The organism is Leptospira chreensis (assembly GCF_016919165.1).
In the GTDB taxonomy this organism is placed as follows: Bacteria; Spirochaetota; Leptospiria; order Leptospirales; family Leptospiraceae; genus Leptospira_A; species Leptospira_A chreensis.
The window spans coordinates 131,990-152,503 of sequence record NZ_JAFFPS010000008.1 but is presented as its reverse complement, the minus strand read 5'-3'; the positions used below and the strand labels follow the sequence as shown (position 1 = coordinate 152,503).

The following is a 20,514-nucleotide window of genomic DNA, read 5'->3' as shown; positions in this document are numbered from 1 at the left end:
GGAAGAGGTTCGCCCGTGTTTCGAATTCTTTTTTTGGTAATTTTCTTACCCTTTCGCCTTCTGTACCAGATTTACCTACGTCTAAGCCTTGTTTTCCAAAGAGGCCGAGAGGTCTATGAACTCGAATTTCCGGCTGTTTTTGAAGATTCATATAAGTCTTATTTTGTCAAAAAATTACAAGGTAAGGAAGAAACAGTCACTAGACTAGAACTCCTTATCCTTCTCAAACTCATCCAAAAAAATGGGAAGATCAAAACTCTTGATATCTCACTTCCCCCTCTCGAATGGACTCTTTCTGAATTCTATGAAGTGAGAAACCAACTCATCGCCATCAAAGAATCGGGAAAAAAAGTGCGAATCTTTACTAAGGAAGGTGGTGTAGGTACTCTCCTCCTCCTAACGGCAGCTACGGAAAAGTATTTGGCTCCGGAATCGGAATTTATGGTTTTACTCCCAAGCGCCGAACCCATGTTTTTCGGTAAGTTTTTAAAAACTTGGGGGATTGAAGTGCAAGCCTTTGCTTCTGGCCCATACAAATCCTTTGCAGAAAGTTTCACACGGGGTGAATTTTCAAAAGAAGCAAAAAAGAATTTAGAAACCTTAATTTTAGATCTGCGCAAAGTTTTACTCACAGCCCTAACCAATGGGAACAAATCACTGGAATCTGTTTTTTACAAACCCATGTTATCTGCCGATGAACTCTTATCTGCTGGAATCATTGATGGGATCAAAACAGAAACGGAATTTTTTTCAGAAGATCGAAAGTTGTTTTCTGGAAACTATCCTTCCCTTCATTACAGTATCAAAGAATTTCGAATCCTTCCCAAAAGAAAGGCCGAGATTGTGATTCTTCCTTTAGAAGGTGGAATCTCCGGCGGAGATTTTTTACATAAAAATAGAGAGAACGGAAAAATCGAAGCCTTCTCCCTCATCCCCAATCTCAAAGCCCTTGCCGAAGACAAAAAAATCAAAGCAGTGATTTTAGAAATTTCTTCGCCTGGTGGTTCTGCATTTTACTCCGAACAAATCCACCAAGAAATTCTAGAATTAAAGAAAACCAAGATTGTGACTGCTTATTTTAAAGATACAGTGGCAAGCGGGGGATATTACCTAGGTTCGGCGGTCGATCATATCACAGCCTCTCCTGTTTGTATCACCGGCTCCATTGGAGCAGTCAGCATTCGTGCCAACTTACAAAAGTTATATAAAAAATTCCAATTGAATAAAGAGGCCGTTGGTTTTTATCCGTTTCGGGACATCCATTCCGAATTCCAACCTCTCTCCAAACAAAGTGTTCAGTATTTAGAATCACAAATCAAAAAAACAGAAGGTTTGTTTTACAGACGTGTGGCTGAAGGAAGAAAAATTCCTTTGGAAGAAATGCCAAAAATTGGAATGGGTCGGGTGTATTTGCCGACGGTAGAAAACCGAATTGTGGATGCCCTTGGTGGACTTTTAGATGCCGTGCATGAAGTGAGAGAACGTTTGGGTGGTCGACCCATCACTCTTTCGGAAGAACTTCCGGCTTATAATTTAAGAAATAAAATTCCTATCCTTGGGGGCCTTATTGCCGAGCTAAAAACCTTGGAATCATTGAATGAAATTTCTCTCCTATCCCCCGTTCGGCTGGCTTGGAAAAATAGAAGGTAACTTAAGAATTCAATAGGCTTTCTCTACCCACCGGTAGCTTTTTCCAATCGATTGCGAAGTCCCTCTTCTCCCCGTCCTGATTTGGGAACTTCGCAGAAGATGGTTTCGATTCCTGCGAGGTCACAGGATTCAAAAAATGCATAGAGTTTTGACGCATAATCTTCATTAGAGGATACAGGACAAAACCACGCCATTCCACCTAAAGCCCGTTTAGCGAATCTTTCGCTTGAGCCATTTGGTTCCACAGCTTCTTCGATAAACCCAATCCAAGCAGTCGTTTTGGATTCTTTCATTGTCTTTAAACTATAGGTAAATTCTTCGGTGGATGCTAAGATGACTCGGGCTGAGGGAGCATAGTGTTTGTATTTGGTTCCGGGACTTAAAGGTATGGTCCTGCTATCATTTTTCAAAGTTGTCTCAGGAATCCAAAGATCCGGAAGAATGGAGACTAGTTCCTTGGATTCAATGGATCCGGGTCGTAGAAGTGCGGGTGTTTTCCCCACAAGACTTACCACCGTGGATTCAATTCCAAAACTTGGTTCCTCCGCCTCAAGGATTCCATCTACCACCCCATCAAAGTATCGCAAAACATCTGTTAATTTTGTTAAGGAAGGTCTCCCCGAAAGATTGGCCGAAGGAGCAGAGACCGGTCCTCCCGAAAGTTCGATCCATTCCCGAACCACAGGGTTTTTCGGAATTCGCACCGCAAGTGTCTCCAAATCTTTTGGAAAAAGAGATTTGTCTTTTTTGGGAAGGATGAGAGTGAGGGGGCCTGGGGAAAATTCCTCCAGAAGTTTTCTCCCTACTTCACCTAACTCGCAAACAGCGGCAATGGCATCTATGGAATGAAAATGGGCAATGAGAGGATTGTCTTTTGGTCTTCCTTTGATTTCATAAACCCGAAGACAAGCGACCTCTAACTTTGTCGAAGCCCCAATCCCGTAGACTGTTTCTGTGGGAAAAATAACGACCTTTCCCTCTTGGATGAGGTTCGCAAGCAAACGTACATCCGAAGAGATTAAGGTTTTCATTCTAAAACTTTTTAGTTTTTGATTTGGATTTAGAATCGGAAACTTTTAAGGTTTCTTTAGAATCATTGGAAGGAGCTGTTGTTTCTTCTTTTGGTTCTTCTTCCTCTTTCGCTTTTTCTACAGGAGGAAGTTGGCCTTGTACTAGTTTACTTAAGTAAACATTGATTTCTGGATCATTGTCTGTAACCAGTTGCCAGAATGAAAATCCACCCAAATCATACTTACGTAGTAAGGTCATTTTTTCTTCAAAGGCTTTACGGTTCATATAAAAAGCAACTCGGTCACAGCCACCACTGGTATACCAAAGCGAAGGATCTTCATAAGCACGATTTTTATGGATATCAGAGAACTTAGATAAGTTTCTCCAACTTGCCACTTTGTTTTCTTCGTTTAAGATACGATTGATATCAGTTGGTTGGCGGTTTTTATGTGCTCCTGCTTTGATCCTTTGTGCATCGGAATGATAAATGGCTTTAGCTGAGGATTTACAATTTAACGCCCAATCATATCCATAAGTCGGAATCGCCATATAGAGTTTGTGCATTGGCACTCTTTTTTTGGCATAAGTGATGATGTCTTTCAACCAAACATTCGGTGCTTGGGGACCAGGGCCTGGGTTATGGTATTTCCGTGGGTGGAGTTCATATGCCATAATTTTGACGCGGTCCGCGTGTTTGGCGAGGAAGGCATAATCATGAGTTGTGGGCCCTCTCCAATTTTCACGGAAGTCCAGTGCGATTGGCTTGGAAAGACCACGACAATTCAGTTCTTTCTTTTTACTTTTTTCGGCTGGAGTTTTTGGGTGAACCGCAACAGAAATGAGTTTTCCTTTCTTATGAACTTCCCGGGCAAGAAGGACAAAAAACTCTTCAAACTTTTCTTTTTTATCGCAGGACATTCCTTCATAATCAATGTCAATGCCATCATAACCATAAGTCATAATTTCATTCACGATGACTTGGATGTGGTGGTCACGGATATCGTTTCTGCCACCCATTCCAATATTTTCTTGGATTTTTTCTTTTGGGTTTTCCCAACGAAAGATGGTCGGAATGATTTTGACTTTTGGATTTAGAGCACGAAGTTCCAAAACACGTTCCTTTTTGGAAGTGCTAGACCAACTGGAAATCAATTCCCCATTATTAGAAAGTCCCCCTTTCATCGTATAAATGAAAGGATGGATTTCGTTATACAAATGAACTGTTTTTTTCATCGCTGTCCAATCGGTGGACCAAGCAGAAGAACGAAAGGTTACGTTTTCATCCGGAAGGAAACTTGGCAATTCCGCCGATTCTTCCACAGTTTGTGTGGTTTGGGGCTCAGAGTTTTCTTTGGTTTCCATCTCAGAGGGAGTGCCGAGAGAAGGTGTCGAGGCTTCCACAACACTAGGATTGGCATTTCCCGCTTTGGGACGGTCATTTAAAACAAGGGCGGAACCACTTGTTTGGATCAAATTCATTCCTAAATAGAAGGAGATTGTGGATAAAAAGACCCAAGAGGCAAACAATAAGGAATATTTAGCCGCATTGGAAAGCGGACGTTTGGGAGAGGATGGGATTTGAGATTCGGGCATATATTACTTCTAGTATGATTATCGAACGCGGATGAAAAAAAGAGTAGAGAATATTGAAAACACTCATCACCCTATTTCTCATCCCATAATTTTTTAGAAGGGATTCTCTCCTAGCCTAAATTAAAATGAAAGGAAAAAGAAATCTATGCATGTTCTCAAACAAAAACCGGTCATTCTCTACACGGTTCTTCTCAGTTTTTTTCTAACCTTTCTGATACTTGCCGAACTGACCGGTAGTAAATTATTTTTTGCCTTCGGATTCACCATGACTATGGGGGTTATCCCTTTTCCTGTCACTTTTATCATCACTGACCTATTAAACGAATATTATGGCAGGAAAGTCGTCAGAGCTACAACCTTTCTCGGTATGGTGATGCTTGGATTTGCCTATCTTCTCATTGTTGTCGATATCCAAATTCCAGCGAGTCCCGAGTCTCCGATTGATGATGCCTCCTTTGAACGCGTGTTTGCCAATTCAGGCCTTGTCATCCTTGGATCTATCATTGCTTATGTGATTGGGCAAATGATTGACTTACATGTATTTCATTTCCTTCGCAAAAAAACGGGAGGAAAACATATCTGGCTTCGTGCCACAGGCTCCACTATCATTTCCCAACTGATTGACTCTTATGTGGTGATCTTCATTGCTCTCGGAAAATACCATCCGGTTTCCAAACTCATTGCCATTGCTAATACTAACTTCTTATACAAACTGGGAGTGGCCATCCTCATCACACCACTTCTTTATGCCATCCATATCTACATTGATCGTTATTTAGGGGAAACTTTGAAAAACCAAATGTTCCGATCGGCGATGGAAGAAGAAGGGCTGGAATCGACCATCCAACCCGGGTAAGGTGAATATGTTCCAACCAAGAATCGAAAGACTAAAAACCATTCTAGGAAAAACTCCTGCCAATATTGGGCATCGGGGTGCGCGGGGTCTGGCTCCCGAGAACACTCTCGTTTCGTTTCTTGTGGGATCTGAGTCCACACATTACTTTGAATTGGATACCATGCTTTGTGCCTCGGGGGAACTTGTGGTCATCCATGATTTTACAGTCGACCGCACTACCGATGGAAAAGGAAAAGTATCGAGTTATAAATACCGTGCTCTGGCGGAACTGGATGCAGGAAGTTTTTTTGAGGAAGCCTTTGAGGGAGAACAAATTCCAACACTCTCGCAAGTAATCCAAACCCTTCCGGAAAACACGGTCTTTGATATCGAAATGAAAAGCGAAGGGAAAGCGGAAGAAAGAAAGGCACTTGCCACAGCTCTTGTCAAACTCATTCGAAAATACAAACTGACCAATCGGATTTGGGTGAGTAGTTTTGACTGGGATCTTGTGGATTTAATCCGAATCGAAGAACCTGAAGTGTTACGAGGTCTACTCATCGAAAAGGGAGATTCGCTAAACAAGGATTATATGGACTATGAACCCGATTTGATCCTTCCTCATCTTTCTGCTTGCACTAAAGAATTTGTGCAAGGTTTAAAGGAAAGGTCGTTACTTGTGATTCCTTATACCACCAATACAGAAGAAGAATGGAACCAGTTAATGGATGTAGGAGTGGTGGGTCTCATCACAGATTATCCCGACCGTTTGGCCGAATTTTTAGAATCCAAAAAATAAATCCAAACCCAATTCCCCCAAGGGTCTTCATACAAAGAATAGGTTTTTTCAGGCACTGATTGCAGAAGTTTCAGAGATAGAAACTGCGGATGTTGATGAATGGAGGGATCACAACTCAGAGTGATGGTGCCTGGACGAACAGGACAATGTTCCGTGATTTTGGAAAAAACCAAACACTCTCCCGATTTCAATTTCAATTCCGAATGACCAAAACTTTCTTTTAGGACAGTCCCCCCGAGAAACGATAGGTAGAATCGGAGTGGAATGGTAGTATTCTCACCACCGTCTAAATTCACAGAGAAGAACTGAGGAAGGACTAAATCCATGTTTTTTGTGGTATTCATTATGCAAATGACTCGCTTCGTTATGTTGAGGTTCTCTCTTTAGAATCCTATGTCGATCCAATCCCCATCGCGATTGTCCTTTTTTTTATTCTTTCTCAGCTCCACGACAATAAACTTCCTGTTATGCGAAACGATTTATTTTGAATCCATCCATTCCGCGGATCATTTATACCTTCCCTTATTTGTGAAAGATTTAGTATCGGGAGAGGGAATTCGCCACTGGTTCCTTCCGCCATCACCCTATTTTTTTCCTGATTTATTTTTGAATCTTATCCTCTATCCCTTGGTTCCCCTTTGCTATCTTCCTTCAGCCTATGGAACTCTCCAAATGCTTTTGGTATTTCTCGGAATTTCTATTTTTATTTCTCGGTATACAAACAAAACCGATTCCCTTCAGTTTCTCTATCGATTGGAATTTCTTTTTATTTTTTTATCTCTTCTAGGGTATTTGACTTCCGACCATCCACTTCCCTTTGTTTATTTCCTTTCCCAGGCCCACCATAGTACGGGATTTTTTTTCTCCCTTCTCCTTGCCATCTATCTTTATTCTTTGTTAAACGATAGAGAGCCAAATCAAAATGAGAATGGAGTTGTATCTTATCTTTCTCTACCCTTAACTCTATTTTTTTTCTTTGGGTTTTCTCTCTTGTATCTTTCGGACCGGTTTTCTTTTTCTGTGGGTGCCATTTCCTTTTTTGTCGTTCGGATTTGGGATTCAAACCTTCCTCTGTCAGAAAGAGTTTCCTACTTCCGAAAGAAACGGTTTTGGATCTTGGCCATTTCCTTTTTCATCTTCAATGAATTTGTATTTTGGGGATTGAGACAGACCTTCCATATTCCTGGAAGTTTTCAGATCTTAAAGAATTATCTTTCCAACCAATCTTTCGAGAAAATCTTTTCCCTCTCGGCGACTTACCTTTGGGATTTTACAAAACATATCTTCTACCAAGGGAAATCGATTCTTTTCCTTTTGGGTTTGGTCTTAATTAGTTTTCCCAAATTTCCAAAACTCGTCCGCCACCTTCTCGTTGTGTTTTTTCCGGTCCTTCTAGGACTCCTCCTTCTTGTAGGAAGGTTCACTTATTTACATCCCTATCCGATTCGGTATTTATTTCCCATCTGGTTTTTTGGAATCTTGGGCCTCACTTGGGTTTTGCTTTCTTATACCAGATGGATATCTGCCTCCCTGTTTCTTTTGGTATTTTTCGGAACCTCCTATTTCCTTTCCGAGCTACCATTCCCTAGGGAAAGAGTCCGCTCCGAGTTTTCCTCGATCACAGACAAAGAAGTGCCTTACGACTTAGAAAAACCCATCCGATTTTGGAGCCAGGGAAACCAAACCCCCATTCCCATCGGCAAGGACGGGAAACCCTATCACTGGATCACAGGAGCATTCCATACGCACTTGACAGAGTGAAGCGAACCTATGATCTGGAAGGAGATGGAAGATTACGTACGCATATTTGATACCACTCTAAGGGACGGGGAACAATGCCCCGGGGCTGCGATGAGCGAAGATGAAAAGGTGGAAATTGCCCTACACCTTGCCCGAATGAAAGTAGATATCATCGAAGCTGGATTCCCAGTTTCCTCTCCTGTCCAATTCAAAGCTGTAGAACGAATTGCTCGTGAAATTGAAGGCCCCATCATTTGTGGTTTGGCTAGAGCCCTTCGTCCTGACCTAGAAGCCGCACGCGATGCACTGAAGCCAGCAAAACTCAAACGAATTCATACCTTTATCGCTTCTTCTCCCATTCATATGAAACATAAATTGGGTAAGTCTCCTGCAGAAGTTTTGGAGATGGCAAGAACCGCAGTCAAGATGGCACGAGACTTTGTTACTGATGTAGAGTTCTCACCAGAAGATGCGACACGTTCCGAATGGGCCTTCTTACGCGAGTTAGTGGAAGCCGTAATTGAAGAGGGCGCTACCACCATCAACATTCCAGACACTGTCGGTTATACAACCCCACAAGAGTATATGGATTTATTTCGTTTCTTAAAAAAAGAAGTGAAGGGTGCTGACAAAGTTATTTTTTCTGCCCATTGCCATAACGATTTAGGCCTTGCCGTGGCAAACTCCCTAGCAACCGTTCTTGCGGGCGGTCGTCAGATTGAATGTACGATCAACGGGATCGGAGAACGAGCGGGAAACACAGCCATGGAAGAAGTGGTGATGGCCCTAAAAACAAGAAAGGATGCCTTTGGTGTGGAAACAAGAATTGATTCCACTCTCATCACTCGCGGATCTCATTTAGTAAAAACGATCACTGGTATGGTTGTCCAACCTAACAAAGCCATAGTGGGTGCCAATGCTTTTGCTCACGAATCCGGAATCCACCAAGATGGTGTGATCAAAAACAGACAAACTTATGAAATTATGACTCCCGAATCGGTAGGACTGAAATCCAATCGTATGGTCCTTGGTCGTCACTCCGGAAGAGCGGGATTCAAAGATCGCATCATCCGTATGGGATTTGATCCGAAACCAGAAGAGATCGACAATGCCTACAACCGGTTCTTGGAAATTGCCGATAAAAAAAAGGAAGTCTTCGATGAAGACATCGCGGCTCTTTTCCAAGGAGAGATCAGTCGTTCTCAAGTCGATGAAATCTACCGACTCGTTTCCTTTGAACAAAACACAGGAACGAACAAAACTCCTGATTCGAAAATCACTTTGTCTGTCAAAGGGGAAACCAAACAGGGAGAAGCACATGGAGATGGGCCAGTGGATAGTATCTTCAAAGCCATAAACCAAGTGACTGGACTTTCTCCCCTTCTATCTCGGCTTGTGATTTCTCCCGTGACAGAAGGAACCGATGCCATGGCAGAAGCTTCCGTCACCTTAGAAGACGGAGAAAGACGAGTGGTAGGAAAAGGAGATTCCACAGACATCATTGAAGCCTGTGCGAAAGCCTATATCAATGCCCTGAACCGGTTATAATCCTGTGACAAATCAGAACCTAACATTTTCTATGGAAGCCCTGGTGCGAAAGGAATTACCTGCCTTCAAACCATACACACCGGGGGAACAGCCAGGCCTTAGTACCTCTACCATCAAACTCAATACCAACGAAAACCCCTACCCACCTTCTCCCAAAATCAAAGAAGCCGTAGAAAAAGTTTTACAAACAGGCGTTTTGCGAAAGTATCCCAACTACCATGCCAGGAAATTACAAGAACTTGTTGCCAAAGATTACGATTTGGATCCCAACCAAATTTTAGTCACCAACGGTTCGGACGAAGCATTACGGATGTTATTCCATACTCTGGTTGGTCCAGGTGACGTTGTGGTAGCACCAGATCCTACTTATTCCTATTATCCAGTGCTGACAGAACAAATGATGGTGGGTGCTACTTACAAAGCAGTTCCCCTCCTTCCTAACTTACATTTTGATTTCGAATCTTTATTAAAAGAAAAGGGCAAATTACTTTGTTTTGCCCATCCCAATGCTCCCACAGGTGTGGAAGAAGAAAAGTCTGAGCTTTTAAACTTAGTGAAAAATTTCTCCGGAGTTGTTCTTTCTGATGAAGCTTATATCGATTTCACAGAACCGAACACAAGTTTAATCTCAGAAATTAAAAATCATCCAAACCTTGTGGTCTCTCGTACCTTTTCCAAATCCTATGCGCTAGCGGGTCTTCGGGTTGGGTTTATTGTGGGATCTCTCGATGTCATTTCCTGGATTCGGAAACTAAAGGATTCCTATAATGTGGGAATCTTAGAACAGGTCATTGCAGAAGCATCTTATGCCGACAAAGAATACTTTTTGGAAAAACGTTTGGCGGTGATTCGCGAAAGGACAAAATTACAAAAGGAATTGGAATCCTTAGGATTTACCATTCCCAATTCCTCGACCAATTTTTTGTTTTGTAAACCAAAACAAGGCATCTCTCCGGAAAGTCTGTATTTACAACTAAAAGAAAAGAATATTCTCATTCGTTATTTTTCCACAGGAATTTCGAAAGACTACATTCGGATCACGATCGGAACCCCAGAAGAAAACCAAAAACTTTTGGAAACGATCCGCACCCTTTTATAAAATAATAAAACCTGATCTAAAAAAACAAACCCGGAATACCTGAATGGGCAAACCGGGTTTGAAAAAAAATTAATTAGGAATTACCAAACACCTAACAAAGATTCATTTATTTTTGAATTTCGATTTTTGTTTTTTTCGGCTCCATCTTCGGAATGGTAAGTTCTAAAATCCCATTCTTCATCTTTGCGATAGCCTTATCCGAATGAATCGCCTTTCCAATAGAAAATTTGCGGAAATAATTTCCTTCTCTGTACTCAGCAAGTCGCACTTGGCCTCGAGCTTCCGGCGGGGGAAGAAACTTACCTTCCAAAATCAGTTGGTCTTTCTCGATGGAAATTTCTACTGAAGATTGGTCGACACCTGGCATCTCCACTCGGAAAAGAAGATCCTCTTCTGTTTCCAACACATCCACGTTTGGTGAGTAAACACGTGCTGATTGATGATTCTCTTTATCACTTACTTTCTCTGTAACTTCTTTTTTGTTTTCTTGAGTGAGTGTATTCATAATTCTCTCCTTAACCTGCAATGATGGATACTTTCTTAGGTTTATCTTCTTCTCTACGAGGAAGGTGGATGTTCAAAACTCCGTTTGTGAATTTAGCAAGAACATGTTCCTGATCCACTCGAAATGGAAGCTCCAATGTTCTATGGAATTCTCCATTAAAGATTTCACGGCGATGCACTTCTGTTCCTTCCGCAAGTTCCTCTGCCTTCTTCTTTCCATGAATGGAAAGTACATTGTCTTTTACATTGATATCGATTTGGTCTGGTTCCAAGCCTGGAAGTAAACAAGTGACCAGGGCCTCGTCTTCCTTCGTATAAACGTTTACCGGAGGGAAATTAGAGGTGGAACCGAATTGGCTGTCCAAAATGGAACGGGTCAACTCATCGTTCAATCGGTCAAAGTCTCGCCAGAATTGATTTGCTTTCGTTTGTGGGTCTAGAATTCGGAACAACATGCTCATTCTCCTTATTAGCACTCGATCTATCGAACTGCCATTTTCATTAGCACTCTTAATGTTTGACTGCCAATCGTCAAGAATGTTTTCAAATTTATAGGATTTGAGAAAAAAAATTTTGTCCCGGAAAGCCGACCCGCCTAGCCTGGAATCCAATGCCTATCCAAGATACTTTGAACCAATTGGGTCTAGAAATCCCTCCCGTTCCTGCAGCACTTGCCGTCTATATCCCTTCCAAACGAGTGGGAAACCTAATCTTTACTTCTGGCCAATTGCCTCTGGTGGCAGGGAAATTACGAAAAACAGGAAAGGTCGGAAAGGACCTGACTCTTGCTGAAGCACAAGAAGAAGCCAAACAATGCCTTCTCAATGCTCTAGCGGCAATCTTAGTTCAAATTCCATCCTTAGACAATATCAAATCCATAGTAAAGTTAGGTGTCTTTGTGGCAGGAACTCCTGAATTCACAGAACAACATTTGGTGGCCAACGGGGCTTCTGAACTTGTGGCTGCGATCTTCGGAGAAAAAGGAAAACATGCAAGGTTTGCAATTGGAGTGAGTTCTCTCCCTCTGGATGCCAGTGTGGAATTGGAAGTGGTTGCCGAAGTCGAATGACAAATTCCATTTTTTCAAAATTGATAGATCTAGTTTCCTTTACCAAGGAAGCCGTAACCTTTGTTCCTGAGCTAACCCTTGCTTGGTGGCATTTATCCAAACGAATTTTTCTTTCGCTTTACCGTTATTGGACAACCAAACTTTTTTTTGATAAAATATTTTTTATCTTTTTGTTCTTACAACTTCTCTTCTCCATCCTTCCTTGGTTTTCCTACCAAATTAGTTTTTTTGAAGTGGAAGAATCGGTTTCTCTTGGGCCCAAGTTGAATTCCGTTTTCATTCTCTTAAGCCTACTGAACTTCTTTTTCCTTGGATTTTGGAAATCGCCATGGACTAGGATCTGGTTTTTTTCTGCGCAAATGGTTTCGATCGTATTTGTGATCTGGGGGTATTTGGATCCCAAACGTTACTTTTATGATTTTGTAAAACCAGAAGAAGTAGGACTCCATATACCGTTTTATTTGTTTTTAGGATCGGTATTCGGGGCTTTTGTATTTGGATACCTCACCTTCAAAAAAGAAGATGAGGTTCTCGGTAGAATTTAAACATTCACTTCCAAAATTTCTAAAACTTCTTTCCCTTCTTTTTCTTTCACATCTACAAGGTAACGATTCACTTTGTCTTTGTGGAAAAGAATCTTTTTGGAAAGCGGTTTTCCAATTTCTGAATTGAGTATCCTTTGGATCGGCCTTGCTCCCATGGCTTTGTCGTAACCCGTTTCAGCTAGGTAACGAACCGCCTTTTCGGATAATTCCAAATGAATTCCTTTTTCTTCGGCTTTGGTCTGTAAGGTACGAAACATTCTTTTGACCACAAGTTCCACCACAGGGATTGATAGAGCATGGAACTCAACCACGGCAGTCAACCGGTTTCGAAATTCCGGTGTGAATGTCCTTTCGATAGCTTTCATGGAACGATCATCATACCTTTCCGTATCAAAACCAAGGAGAGGTTTGGAACTCTCTTGAGCTCCTGTATTGGTCGTTAAGATAAGAATGACATTGCGAAAGTCAGCTTTTTTTCCGGTGCTATCTGTAAGCGTAGCATGATCCATCACCTGAAGTAAGATATTGTATATGTCTTCGTGGGCTTTCTCGATCTCATCGAATAACAAAACACAGTGAGGATTTTTGGCAATGGCATCTGTAAGCTGGCCCCCTTGGTCATATCCCACATAACCGGGTGGACTTCCAATCAAACGAGATACAGAATGTTTTTCCATATACTCACTCATATCAAACCGAAGGAACTCCACTCCCATTTTCTCCGCCAAAGTTTTGGCTACTTCTGTTTTTCCAACACCGGTTGGCCCCACAAAGAGAAAACTACCAATGGGTTTTCCTTCGTCACTGAGTCCCGAACGAGAATAGTGAATGGCATCCACCACTTGTTCTACGGCATGGTCTTGGCCAAAAACAACGGATTTAATTTCCGAATCCAAATGTTCCAATTTCTTTTTGTCATCGGCTTTCACGGTTTTTTCTGGAATTTTGGCAATCTTTGCAACAAGAGATTCAATTTCCAGAATCCCTACTTGTTTTTTTGGTTTTTCTTTTTTCTCGTCGCGTAACTTAACAAAGGCGCCCGATTCATCCATCAGGTCGATGGCTTTGTCTGGCAAAAACCGGTCTCTTAAATGCAAAGTCGATAAATCTACACAAGCTTCAATCGCCTTTACACTATAAGTGACACCGTGAAAGGATTCGTATTTTGGTTTTAGACCCTTTAGGATCTCAATCGCATCTTCTCTGGACGGCTCAGTCACTTCGATTTTTTGAAACCGACGAGAAAGGGCGTGATCCTTTTCAAAGATTGATTTATACTCTTTGTAAGTAGTAGTTCCAATGCATTTGAGTTCTCCATTGGCAAGAGCTGGTTTCATCAGATTGGATGCATCTAGGCTTCCCCCAGACACAGCGCCCGCACCTACGATGGTATGAATCTCATCTACAAAAATGATTCGTTCTGGTTTTCCAACAACTTCTTGTAAAATGGCTTTCAGGCGTTCTTCAAACTCCCCTCGGAATTTGGTTCCGGCCATGACAAGACCCATATCCAAAGAATAAATTTCCATATTCAAAAGACTTTTAGGAACAAGGCCTTTCACCACACGTTCGGCAATTCCTTCTACTATGGAAGTTTTTCCCACACCGGCTTCTCCCACAAAGATGGGATTGTTTTTACGACGGCGTGACAAGATATGAATGGTTCTTTCGATTTCTACTTCTCGTCCAATACAAGGGTCTAGTTTTCCTTGTTTGGCTCTTTCGGTGAGGTTGACACAAAACTTTTCTAAAGCTGATTTACGAGATCCACCATCCGCTTCCTCAGCCAAAGCTTCATCGTTAAACTCATGTTCGTCGGAATCCTTTTCTTTTTTCACTCCATGGGAGATGTATTTGATCACATCGAGTCGGTTGACTTCTTGTTTGGCGAGAAGGTAATAGGCTTGGCTATCTTCTTCTCGAAAAAGGGCCACAAGGACATTGTTTCCATCCACTTCCTCTTTCCCGGAATTTTGGACATGGAAGGCCGCAAACTGGATGACAAATTGAACTCCCACAGTGTAGCGAGGTTGGATTTTTAAATTGGGAACAGCTATGGTGGCCAAATCCTCTTCAAAGTATTCAGTGAGTTCTTTTCTAAGAAGGTCCAAATCGCAACCTACGCTCACTAGGACTTCTTTTGTTTTTTCGTTATAGGTGAGACCATATAACAAATGTTCTAATGTAATAAATTCATGGTGGTATTTGGATGCTTCTTTTCCTGCAAGCTCCAGACTTTTTTCTAAATCAGTGGAAAGGTTCATTCGTCCTCCTCTTTTGCCAATTGGCATTGTAATGGATGTCCCGCATCGTCCGCTAGTTTGTGCACTTCTGCCACTTTGGTTCTTGCAATGTCTAGAGAATACACCCCGCAAACCGCGGAACCTGAAGTATGTGCCTTCCACATAATTTGACGAGATTCTTCCATAGATTTCCGAAAAACATTGGCGAGAACATAAACCACAAATTCCTGAGGGGTGTAATCATCGTTGATGAGGATCACCTTATACCGATCTGGTTTCTTTAATTTCTGTTTTTGTTTTTCTCTTTCGAGAAGTTCTACGTTCATGTCCGTGTAGGACTTTCGTTTTGGATCTGACATTATCCCTCCCGGAGAGCCTTAATAGGAGACTGCGCATTGTAGGCGGAAATATTTTCCCTTTCCATAGCGATCTCTCGTTCCAAATAGGATTCGATGGCGGCCCGGCCTTGTTCATTATAAATATGATGCAAACTGTACATGGGAACTGCTTCGTAACCCCTAAGGAATTTATGTTCCCCTTGGGCTCCCGCTTCCACTCGTTCCATTTTATGCTCTATGGCATAATCGATCAATCGGTAATAACAACATTCAAAATGCAAATTGGGAATGTGTTCCAGAGCCCCCCAATACCGACCAAATAAAAAACCTTCTCGAAATACATTCCAAGACCCACCGATTGGTCTTCCGGATGGATCAGAGGCAAGAACTAACAATAGCCTGTGGCGAAAGGTATGATACATCTCTAAGAAAAATTGACGGTTTAAGTAAGGTTGGCCCCATTTTTTGGAATGGGTATCTTTGTAGAATTCATAGAATGTATGAGCATGGTCTTCCGTAATAGAATCGCCTGTTAGCGTTTGGATGGTAAGACCAGATTCCGAAATTTTACGACGTTCTTGGCGAATGGTTTTCCTTCTATCCTTTACAAGTGTGGATAGAAACTCATCGAAACTCGCAAAACCTTTGTTAAACCAGTGGTATTGGTGAGAGAGTCTCGGAGCAAAGGAGTTTTGGATTCCTGTTTTTTGTTCCTCCTCTTTGCAAAATAAAAGGTGAACGGAAGATGTTTCCTTTTCCTTTCCGAACTGGAGTAACTTTTGCAAAAGTTCTGCACTTAACGAATCCCTTTCGGACGTTGAAAGATTTGGATGGAGTAAAATCCGACTTCCCGTTACTGGGGTGAAGGGAACTGCCACAGTAAGTTTCGGATAATACGGAATCCCTGCCCGGTGAAAGGCATTGGCCCATTGGAAATCGAAAATATATTCACCATAAGAATCACATCTTACATAAGCCGGAAGGACTCCGAATAAAACTCCCTCTCGCCTGGTAAAGACAAGGACAGGATTCCAATCGGAATCTCCGATACAACCGGTCTTTTCTAAACCCGCGAGAAATTCGTATTCCTGAAAGACCGAATCCGGGGGAACCAAAAGATTCCACTCTTCCTTTTGGAAGTCCCCAAACCGATGCGAGATTTTGATCTCAAATAGTTCACTCAATGTAAACCTTAGACCCTAACTGACGGCATCTTGTTTATTTTGTTTTTTTCGAATGTGATCCAAAAGCCTTTGCAAACTTGGGTTTTCGGGATCGAGTTCCAAAGCGGAACTGAGGATATTCTCCGCCCGATTTAGATTTTTATCAGCCAGGTAGGTCTGCCCCAAATTGATCAAATTTTTGACATGGTTTGGATCGCGAAGTCGAACCCTTTCCCCAAAATCTATGGCTGTTTTGACGTCGGCGACTTTACGGGCACAAAAAGCGGTGATGTACATAATCTCCGTATCCATTGGTTTTAACAAACTATAGTCCTTAGCCATCTTTTTGGCATTCCCATAGTCTTTTAATTTCAGATAGAGTTGGATGAATTTCTTTTTAATTTCTGGAATGTTTTCTTCTAGGGAGTTTGCCTCTTCCAGATAAGATACCGCTTCTTGTAAGTCAGAAGATTCACTGGCTTCCTTTGCTTTGAGTAGGAGGGCTTGGATTTCTTTCAGACGTTCCTTTTCAATTTTGTAGCGTTCTTTTTCTTCAATATAAGAAACACGTAACAAGGATAAGTCGTCTGTGAGACTTCCATACTTAGCCAATTCATCATAAATTTTGTCGAGTTCCCCTTTTCCTGATTCCACAACTTTTAAAAATAACCTTTCATCTTCGTTGATCACTCGTTTTCCCTCGGCGGTGTGGGAGATGAGTAAATCATCCCGACCATCGGAGCCCGCGATGAGAATGTCTCCTGGTTCTAGTTGGAAGGTTTTGATATAAAGATTTCCTTGGACTCCAGAGGTTCCCAGTTTGCGAAACATCAATTCGTTTTCGATAAAACTAGCAATCCCATCTCGGTAAAGAACCATCCATGGATGTTCGGCATTGATAAAATATAATAGGCCCGTATCATTATCAATGAGTCCGAGGACTAGAGAGACAAGCATGGATCCATCAAAACCTTCAAAGATTTTATGGAGTTCCAAGAATGTATTTTTAATCCAACGTTCGGGATAGGTATTGCGCGCTTCTCCGAGGAGTTGGGTCCTTGTGATGATGGACTCAAAAACAGAACCAAGCACCAAGGCCCCACCAGCTCCTTGCATAGATTTTCCCATAGCATCGGCATTCAGAAAAACCGTATAAGAACGATTATTTAGAAAAATTTGGTTTGCGATATTCAAATCACCACCGATTTCTTTTTCATACTGGCGGAAGGTGAATTTTTTCTTTTGTTCTAATAAAAAATCAATATGGACATTGTCATGTTTCGCATGATTGGCGTTAAACGGTTGCAAGAGTAAAGAAGTTAAAAAGTAATCACCATCTTGTTGGTGTTTTAAGGATTGGACTTCCTTCAAGGTATTTTCCAATTCCTTGGTACGTTCTTGTACTTTAACTTCTAGTTGGTCTGCATACTGCTCTAATTTTTTTCTCGCCGCTTGGATGGAACGAACCATTCGGTTAAAGGAGCGAGCCATAAATCCAATATCATCTTCAACGTGAACAGTAAGGCGATGTTCCAAATTTCCGGAATTTACTTCTGTCAAACCCTCAATGATTTGTTCGATGGGCCTAAGGAGTGCAATTAAAAAGAAGAGTCTATATCCAAAAATCACTAGGACTGCTAGGGATAAAACGCCGATGATCCAGGGAAGTGTTACCTCTTCCTGAAACTCCCGGTAATCTAGGTATGGGTATCCGATTTCATGTACAAGCCCTTTCGGTTTATCGACTATCAGATAACTTACATAAAACGAATACTCTGGATTGTTTTCAGCAAACTTCACACGGCCGCGATAGTTTCTATCTCCATGATTCGGCATGGGAGAAAACATTTGGTCGAGAGCCTCTGATTTTTTTTCTTCCGAGAGGTTGGAATCTAAAACAAAACGGGCCGCTCCATAAAAACCGGAAAGTGGACCTTCTTTTTTGGAAACGAGTGACTCGGCACTGTCCGAAAAATTCTTAATCGGTATTTCTCTGAGTTTGTTTCTTGTGTAGAGAATCTTTCGTTTTTCGGATTCCAGTTCGTGGATGAGAGACTCGGGATTCGTTACTTTCTCGGATCCCAAAAGCCTTTTGATTTCAGCCGCATAACCTTTGCTTGTTTCGGGAAGGGAAGAAAGTAAGTCTTCTGTTTTACTTTTCCAATCTTTACTTTGTTTGTATGAGAGAATGGTTTCGAGTGCCCAGTAGTTCCAATACTCGGCTTCATAACCGGCGGGATCGACAAAGGATTCATCCATCCCCTTTTTACGAATGAACTCTTTTTGGTTTGTATCAAAGGTATAGTGGAAACTGGGGACTTGGTCTGTTTCTAGCCCTGCAATAAAGTTTTTTGCCCGGGCTGTATGCACCATATCATAATTAGCTTCTGACTGTTGGATGACGGAATAAGCTACGAGTTGTAAAACAAGTAAGAAGGAGGCAAGGGAGATTCCAATGATCCGAGAAATGATCGTTGTTTTATCTTTGGTGTTATTGATATACACCACATTGGCTACAAAAAGTCCCACTACTAAAACAAGATCTGTTATTGTTTGGTAAATACCGCGGCCGATTGCACCATCTCTTGACTGTGCATTCATAATTCCTGGGATGATGGTTACCAGTATAAAAGCAATCAAGATACTAGCCGTAGCAAACCTTGACTCCTTTGGCATTTTAAAAATCTGAACAATTGCTACCAAAGAGAAGGTAACAAAAAAACCAAGAACAATCAAAGCATAGGCTTTATAAAAAACAGGAACGGGGAAATCCCAATAGTGTCCACTAAAGAAATACAATCTACCGGCTGTTAAACTAAGATAAACAAAGTAACCGGTGACAGTAACAACAATCGTATTCATTCCCCAAAAAAGATATTTTTTGAGTCTGGGAAAGTAGACTTCGGGATAACTTAGAAAAAAACTTGTGAGGTAAGAAGCACCGGCCATGGCTCCGATGATCACAAGCCATCTCATATAGGCAGAGGCCGGCCCCATAAAGGAGAAGTTGATCATATAACCAAAATGGAAAAGCCCGAGCCAAAGTGTTCCCATACCCAGCTGGTAGGTGGCCTCCGACTTTTCTTTGACCGTTAAAAAAAATTGTGCATTGTAAAAAGTAAAAATAACACCGACCAGAGAGCCGAAAGTATAAAAATCAAACGCTATATTTCCCCAAGAGTTCATCGGTGAAAACCCTAACAGAAAAGGAAATCATGTCAACTTTGTATTTCTTTTCTTCATAATTTGATACAGAAAGTACAAAAATAAACATAGGAGTAAGAAGCCGATGGCTCGGTTGTAGTAAGACAGCATAACAACGATTTGGTTCCAGTGAGTTCCCATCACGGACCCACCCAAAAGCAGGAGCCCGCACCATAGGGAAATGGCGATTGTGTATAAAACCACAAATTTAATCACGTTCATTTTACTCATTCCAGCCACAATGGAAACAAAGAACCGGATTCCTGCAGAAAACCGGGACAATAGAACCACTACAATCTCATGCCTTCGGAACCATTCTAGAGTTTTGTGTAAGTTTTCTTCCTCATAGAGGGCCGAAAGAAAAGGGAACCGTGATCTTTTTAGAAAGATTAAAAACTTTTCCCCAAAGAAGTACATCACAAGGGCTCCAAGGAGATTACCCAAATAGGTGGCCATCACTACAGAAAGAAAAGAAAGTGGGGAGCCGGGACTGGAAGAAAGAAAGCCGGAAAATACAGTGACTGTGTCTCCAGGCCAAGGGGGAAAAACATTCTCCAAAAAATTAGAGAAACAAAAGAAAGCCCATAGCACAAGGGGTGGTAACTCTAAAATTCGAGTCAAAAAGGCATCAAACTGTAGGAAATCCAACACAAAGAAAAAGATAAGCCATCTAGCCTGATAGCAACAAAGATTTAAAAAAATGAATGGAAGGAATCAATAGTCCACCGTTTGCTTTCCGTAATGCTTCGATTTTTGCCAATTTTATTGCTATTTCTCTGGGCTTGTACTCCCACTACCCAAACCGAAATCTATCGGTTTGATCAAATCATTGTGACAAGATACCCCACGAACGCGCCGCCTGCCTTCCCCCAGTCCTTCTTTCCCGAAAATGCAAAGTTCCTTCATTCGAGTGAATTCAAAACAAGTCATATCCATACCAAAGAAGCTTATATTTTACTCGAGTCGGAAGAAACGATCGCGGCCATTCGCAAACGAATTGAAACTCGAGCAGCCCAAGGGGATTGGAAACTCGTGGATAAAACGGAAAAAAACGGAGAGACAACTTATTTACTCGAAGGTTTTATTAAAAAATCTCTTTCGATTGTTGTTTCCGAAGGTGGTGGTTCCGCAAACTACCTACGTTTTTACTTTAGAAAACATTCCAGTTATTAA

19 protein-coding genes are annotated in these 20,514 nt (G+C 41.7%); 9 read left to right on the top strand and 10 right to left on the bottom strand.

Going from position 1 to position 20,514, the window contains the following annotated elements; genetic code table 11:
* The first annotated feature begins 15 nt into the window (after positions 1-15).
* A complete protein-coding gene (locus JWG41_RS02515) occupies positions 16-1,650 on the top strand; it encodes a S49 family peptidase (RefSeq protein WP_205268376.1) in 1,635 nt (544 codons plus the stop codon).
* Between the two features lie 23 nt (positions 1,651-1,673).
* Here JWG41_RS02515 and JWG41_RS02510 read toward each other — a convergent pair whose 3' ends face one another.
* Together JWG41_RS02510 and JWG41_RS02505 are read right to left on the bottom strand one after the other, a co-directional pair.
* The gene (locus tag JWG41_RS02510; RefSeq protein ID WP_205268375.1) at positions 1,674-2,681 is read right to left on the bottom strand and encodes an L-threonylcarbamoyladenylate synthase; all 1,008 of its coding nucleotides are present in this window, start codon (positions 2,679-2,681) and stop codon (positions 1,674-1,676) included.
* Between the two features lies 1 nt (position 2,682).
* Positions 2,683-4,254 (bottom strand): glycosyl hydrolase family 18 protein, encoded by a 1,572-nt coding sequence (locus JWG41_RS02505; protein ID WP_205268374.1) that lies wholly within the window; start codon positions 4,252-4,254, stop codon positions 2,683-2,685.
* 145 nt (positions 4,255-4,399) lie between these two features.
* On the opposite strand from JWG41_RS02505, the gene JWG41_RS02500 reads away from it, so the two are divergent.
* Both JWG41_RS02500 and JWG41_RS02495 read left to right on the top strand, forming a co-directional pair.
* On the top strand, positions 4,400-5,110 hold the full coding sequence (locus JWG41_RS02500; protein WP_205268373.1) for a queuosine precursor transporter: 711 nt from the start codon (positions 4,400-4,402) through the stop codon (positions 5,108-5,110).
* 7 nt (positions 5,111-5,117) lie between these two features.
* Positions 5,118-5,888, top strand: a complete 771-nt coding sequence (locus tag JWG41_RS02495) for a glycerophosphodiester phosphodiesterase (protein WP_205268372.1) — start codon at positions 5,118-5,120, stop codon at positions 5,886-5,888.
* On the opposite strand, the gene JWG41_RS02490 is transcribed toward JWG41_RS02495, so the two are convergent.
* Positions 5,846-6,235, bottom strand: coding sequence for a VOC family protein (locus JWG41_RS02490; RefSeq protein WP_332461274.1), 390 nt, complete (start codon positions 6,233-6,235; stop codon positions 5,846-5,848). The two genes, JWG41_RS02495 and JWG41_RS02490, sit on opposite strands and share 43 nt — an antisense overlap.
* Before the next feature lie 46 nt (positions 6,236-6,281).
* On the opposite strand from JWG41_RS02490, the gene JWG41_RS02485 reads away from it, so the two are divergent.
* Genes JWG41_RS02485 through hisC form a run of 3 tightly spaced genes read left to right on the top strand, consistent with a single transcriptional unit; the run spans position 6,282 to position 10,275 of the window.
* A complete protein-coding gene (locus tag JWG41_RS02485; protein ID WP_205268371.1) occupies positions 6,282-7,649 on the top strand; it encodes a hypothetical protein in 1,368 nt (455 codons plus the stop codon).
* 9 nt (positions 7,650-7,658) lie between these two features.
* On the top strand, positions 7,659-9,176 hold the full coding sequence (locus JWG41_RS02480; protein ID WP_205268370.1) for a 2-isopropylmalate synthase: 1,518 nt from the start codon (positions 7,659-7,661) through the stop codon (positions 9,174-9,176).
* Positions 9,177-9,207: 31 nt separating this feature from the next.
* Complete coding sequence (hisC, locus tag JWG41_RS02475) at positions 9,208-10,275, top strand: histidinol-phosphate transaminase (protein ID WP_205268464.1); 1,068 nt, start codon at positions 9,208-9,210, stop codon at positions 10,273-10,275.
* A gap of 106 nt (positions 10,276-10,381) precedes the next feature.
* On the opposite strand, the gene JWG41_RS02470 is transcribed toward hisC, so the two are convergent.
* Both JWG41_RS02470 and JWG41_RS02465 read right to left on the bottom strand, forming a co-directional pair.
* Positions 10,382-10,780, bottom strand: coding sequence for an Hsp20/alpha crystallin family protein (locus JWG41_RS02470; RefSeq protein ID WP_205268369.1), 399 nt, complete (start codon positions 10,778-10,780; stop codon positions 10,382-10,384).
* Between the two features lie 10 nt (positions 10,781-10,790).
* Positions 10,791-11,234: an Hsp20/alpha crystallin family protein gene (locus JWG41_RS02465; RefSeq protein ID WP_205268463.1), complete on the bottom strand. Its 444-nt coding sequence runs from the start codon at positions 11,232-11,234 to the stop codon at positions 10,791-10,793.
* A gap of 155 nt (positions 11,235-11,389) precedes the next feature.
* Between JWG41_RS02465 and JWG41_RS02460 the strand changes: the two genes are divergently transcribed.
* Together JWG41_RS02460 and JWG41_RS02455 are read left to right on the top strand one after the other, a co-directional pair.
* Positions 11,390-11,848 (top strand): RidA family protein, encoded by a 459-nt coding sequence (locus tag JWG41_RS02460; protein ID WP_205268368.1) that lies wholly within the window; start codon positions 11,390-11,392, stop codon positions 11,846-11,848.
* Entirely contained in the window at positions 11,845-12,393 is a 549-nt protein-coding gene (locus tag JWG41_RS02455) for a hypothetical protein (RefSeq protein WP_205268367.1), read from the top strand. Before JWG41_RS02460 ends, JWG41_RS02455 begins: the two co-directional genes overlap by 4 nt.
* Here JWG41_RS02455 and clpA read toward each other — a convergent pair.
* Genes clpA through JWG41_RS02430 form a run of 5 tightly spaced genes read right to left on the bottom strand, consistent with a single transcriptional unit; the run spans position 12,390 to position 19,962 of the window.
* Entirely contained in the window at positions 12,390-14,657 is a 2,268-nt protein-coding gene (clpA, locus tag JWG41_RS02450) for an ATP-dependent Clp protease ATP-binding subunit ClpA (RefSeq protein WP_205268366.1), read from the bottom strand. The two genes, JWG41_RS02455 and clpA, sit on opposite strands and share 4 nt — an antisense overlap.
* Entirely contained in the window at positions 14,654-14,995 is a 342-nt protein-coding gene (gene clpS, locus JWG41_RS02445; protein WP_015679845.1) for an ATP-dependent Clp protease adapter ClpS, read from the bottom strand. The genes clpA and clpS overlap by 4 nt, the downstream gene beginning before the upstream one ends.
* Positions 14,995-16,158, bottom strand: a complete 1,164-nt coding sequence (locus tag JWG41_RS02440; protein WP_205268365.1) for a GNAT family N-acetyltransferase — start codon at positions 16,156-16,158, stop codon at positions 14,995-14,997. The genes clpS and JWG41_RS02440 overlap by 1 nt, the downstream gene beginning before the upstream one ends.
* 15 nt (positions 16,159-16,173) lie before the next feature.
* Positions 16,174-19,323 (bottom strand): PP2C family protein-serine/threonine phosphatase, encoded by a 3,150-nt coding sequence (locus tag JWG41_RS02435; protein ID WP_205268364.1) that lies wholly within the window; start codon positions 19,321-19,323, stop codon positions 16,174-16,176.
* A 27-nt stretch (positions 19,324-19,350) separates the two neighbouring features.
* Positions 19,351-19,962 carry a DedA family protein gene (locus JWG41_RS02430; protein WP_232373626.1) on the bottom strand — a complete coding sequence of 204 codons (612 nt, stop codon included), beginning with the start codon at positions 19,960-19,962 and terminating at the stop codon, positions 19,351-19,353.
* Between the two features lie 120 nt (positions 19,963-20,082).
* On the opposite strand from JWG41_RS02430, the gene JWG41_RS02425 reads away from it, so the two are divergent.
* Positions 20,083-20,514, top strand: a complete 432-nt coding sequence (locus tag JWG41_RS02425; protein ID WP_205268462.1) for a hypothetical protein — start codon at positions 20,083-20,085, stop codon at positions 20,512-20,514.

Coding starts and splice junctions, on each gene's coding strand:
- JWG41_RS02510 (WP_205268375.1), bottom strand. CDS start 2,681: ATGAAAACCTTAATCTCTTCGGATGTACGTTTGCTTGCGAACCTCATC.
- JWG41_RS02505 (WP_205268374.1), bottom strand. CDS start 4,254: ATGCCCGAATCTCAAATCCCATCCTCTCCCAAACGTCCGCTTTCCAAT.
- JWG41_RS02500 (WP_205268373.1), top strand. CDS start 4,400: ATGCATGTTCTCAAACAAAAACCGGTCATTCTCTACACGGTTCTTCTC.
- JWG41_RS02495 (WP_205268372.1), top strand. CDS start 5,118: ATGTTCCAACCAAGAATCGAAAGACTAAAAACCATTCTAGGAAAAACT.
- JWG41_RS02485 (WP_205268371.1), top strand. CDS start 6,282: ATGTCGATCCAATCCCCATCGCGATTGTCCTTTTTTTTATTCTTTCTC.
- JWG41_RS02480 (WP_205268370.1), top strand. CDS start 7,659: ATGATCTGGAAGGAGATGGAAGATTACGTACGCATATTTGATACCACT.
- hisC (WP_205268464.1), top strand. CDS start 9,208: ATGGAAGCCCTGGTGCGAAAGGAATTACCTGCCTTCAAACCATACACA.
- JWG41_RS02470 (WP_205268369.1), bottom strand. CDS start 10,780: ATGAATACACTCACTCAAGAAAACAAAAAAGAAGTTACAGAGAAAGTA.
- JWG41_RS02465 (WP_205268463.1), bottom strand. CDS start 11,234: ATGTTGTTCCGAATTCTAGACCCACAAACGAAAGCAAATCAATTCTGG.
- JWG41_RS02460 (WP_205268368.1), top strand. CDS start 11,390: ATGCCTATCCAAGATACTTTGAACCAATTGGGTCTAGAAATCCCTCCC.
- JWG41_RS02455 (WP_205268367.1), top strand. CDS start 11,845: ATGACAAATTCCATTTTTTCAAAATTGATAGATCTAGTTTCCTTTACC.
- clpA (WP_205268366.1), bottom strand. CDS start 14,657: ATGAACCTTTCCACTGATTTAGAAAAAAGTCTGGAGCTTGCAGGAAAA.
- clpS (WP_015679845.1), bottom strand. CDS start 14,995: ATGTCAGATCCAAAACGAAAGTCCTACACGGACATGAACGTAGAACTT.
- JWG41_RS02435 (WP_205268364.1), bottom strand. CDS start 19,323: ATGAACTCTTGGGGAAATATAGCGTTTGATTTTTATACTTTCGGCTCT.
- JWG41_RS02425 (WP_205268462.1), top strand. CDS start 20,083: ATGCTTCGATTTTTGCCAATTTTATTGCTATTTCTCTGGGCTTGTACT.